Source organism: Neisseria sp. HMSC078C12, assembly GCF_001838065.1.
GTDB lineage: Bacteria > Pseudomonadota > Gammaproteobacteria > Burkholderiales > Neisseriaceae > Neisseria.
Genome location: NZ_KV835583.1, coordinates 1 through 1,825, shown reverse-complemented (window position 1 = coordinate 1,825; position 1,825 = coordinate 1). Strand labels below are relative to the sequence as shown.

At 43.0% G+C, this 1,825-nt stretch carries 2 protein-coding genes and 1 pseudogene; all 3 read right to left on the bottom strand.

Features of this window, described 5'->3' with window-relative positions; translation table 11 throughout:
• Window positions 1–578, bottom strand: a pseudogene (locus HMPREF2596_RS10835) (RHS repeat domain-containing protein); the annotation flags it as partial.
• 62 nt (window positions 579–640) lie between these two features.
• Window positions 641–1,090 (bottom strand): hypothetical protein, encoded by a 450-nt coding sequence (locus HMPREF2596_RS01595; RefSeq protein ID WP_070849145.1) that lies wholly within the window; start codon window positions 1,088–1,090, stop codon window positions 641–643.
• 12 nt (window positions 1,091–1,102) lie between these two features.
• Window positions 1,103–1,825: RHS repeat domain-containing protein (locus HMPREF2596_RS11515; RefSeq protein WP_283140392.1), on the bottom strand; the 723-nt coding region annotated here is incomplete at its 5' end.

Below are 1,825 nucleotides of genomic sequence, written 5' to 3'. Positions count from 1 at the left end.
TAGTTCTGTACTTCGCCGTCGGCCAGTTCTCGGTGGATCAGGTTGCCGAGGTCGTCGTAGTAATAGCTGCTGCCGTTGTAGGTTTTCAGGCGGTTGTCGGGGACGGCATTGAGGTCGTCTGAAAGGATATTGTGCGCGGGGTCGAAGGCGAACCGTTCGCTGCCCGCTTGGGTAATCCTGCCCAGTTTGTCGTACTCGAACCGGGTCGTGCCCGTCCGTTGGTCGGTGCTGTGGGTCAGGTTGCCGGTGCGGTCGTAGCCGTAGCTGCGTTTGACGGCGGTTTGGCCATAACCCGCCGCTACTTTGGTTTTGCCTTTGCCGCCTTCCGTCAGGTCGTTGAGGGTGGCGATTTGCCTTTTCAGACGACCTAAGGGGTCAAGTTCGTAACGGCTGGCGAGCTTACCCTGTGTGCGGTAGATTTCGCGGTGCAGTTTGTCGCGTTCGATGTCGGTGATGACTTCGTCGTCAAGGCTGATTTGGTGCAGGTGGCCGCTGCCGTAATACAGATAGTTGATCTGTCTGCCGTCGGGCAGGACGGTGGCGGTACGGTTGCCGTTGAAGTCGTAGTGGTAGCGGATGACGTTTAGGGAAAGGTCGTCTGAAAATTTTCAGAGAACCTTGCGATGGCTTCTATGCTACTTCATTCAAGTCCATAATCAGGAATAGATAATTGAAATGGAGACAATATTAAAGACTCTCCGCTTTTAATATTTTTTACATGAAACAGTACAAGACCCATTGTCCAGCGTTTATCAGTTTGAATATCTAAATCACACTGTTCCTGTTCATTAATTGAAAAATGAATTCCCTGTTTATTTTCAAACTGAATTAATCCATTTACTAGAATACCAACAATAGCAAAAGGTGGTATCCACATTGCTTGTATAGCGTAGGAGTCAGTATCAGATAATTCAAAATAAAAATTATCTGATATTCCAATATTTTTTATTCTTTCAATAATAAATTTTTCATACTCTATATAATTTTCAATTATCTCATCAGGATTTCTCATAAAATCAAGACAATCAATAAACTCATATGAATAAGCAAAAAAATTTCTAATATCTTGCGGTTTATAAGGTAACTTCATTATATTTCCTCCTTAAAATATAAGTATGATTTTCTCAGCAAACCGCTGAGCATTTTCAGGGAATCGTGATTTTTGAACCTTAAATGAAAATAAGTCATTTCCTTTTCCATTATTAGGGCATTTTTCTTTTAATGCCTTGTTTATGTCTGATTCTATATTCTTCAATTCACTAGGCAAATCTTTTCCCATTGCTCCTTTTGTTAGCATATCAGTAGCAATAAAAGCATCAATATCTGAAGATGGACTCCAGTTCGTACCCTTATAACTACTTTTCCCTGAAGCGGTACTACCTCTTATTCCAACTCTCGCATCAGAGGCAATACTTTTAATATCATTTTCACGTTTTCCTACCTCAAGTTTAGTGTACTCAATAATGTCTTCTCTAGAACATGGGGTATTGCATGCACCAGGAGTAGGAGATAAACCTAGTAAATCAACCCATACTTGTGTATTTTTTGCAAACCGATAAAGATTCTCTCCACCCAGCAACCCAATCCTATCCTGATTCACAAACCGCCCCGCATCAGGCTCGTAATACCTGAAGAAGTTGTAATGCAACCCTGTTTCTTCATCGCAATACTGATTCTGTAAACGGAAGGGTTGGTATGCGTTATACGTTACCTTGGTTTCCTCTTTCAGACAGCCCCAACCGGTGTAGTTGCCAAACCAAACCAGGTTGCCGTCGCTATCGGTCATCTCTCTCGGGATGCCGATTTGGTCGCAGTGGAAGTAGTG

What these genes read in the sequence shown, in the direction of transcription:
- HMPREF2596_RS01595 (WP_070849145.1), bottom strand. Translation starts at nt 1,090, where the DNA reads ATGAAGTTACCTTATAAACCGCAAGATATTAGAAATTTTTTTGCTTAT.